General features: G+C 38.0%; 1 protein-coding gene. It reads right to left on the bottom strand.

The window, feature by feature from the left end; translation table 11 throughout:
* Positions 1–97: 97 nt before the first annotated feature.
* A partial coding sequence (locus CWC30_RS17970; protein ID WP_138627768.1) for a hypothetical protein occupies positions 98–300 on the bottom strand: 203 nt, incomplete at its 5' end.

Here is a 300-nt window from a genome sequence, read left to right as displayed (position 1 = left end):
GACAAACTGATGAAAAGTGATCTTTTCCATAAAAAAAGCCATTACATGCATGTAATGGCTTTTTAATTTTATGAGCTTTTGAAGTGCAAGTTATAGGTTAAAACTTATAGCTAACACCGATTTTAGCTTGCCAAGCTGATGAGCTAGTTTGATATTGGCTATAGTTACGAACATCTGCACCGTTGTATCTAGCATTAATGATGTAACGGCCATCATCATCTAAGCCAGCAAGGTCATAAACAGCTTGATCAGAGTCACGTAGACGTTTATCCACCCCCCAGTCACTGCTGATTAAGTATC

It is taken from the genome of Pseudoalteromonas sp. S4741 (assembly GCF_005886135.1).
GTDB lineage: Bacteria > Pseudomonadota > Gammaproteobacteria > Enterobacterales > Alteromonadaceae > Pseudoalteromonas > Pseudoalteromonas tetraodonis.
Note: the sequence above shows the minus strand (reverse complement) of the source record. Positions and strands in the feature narration are given on the sequence as shown.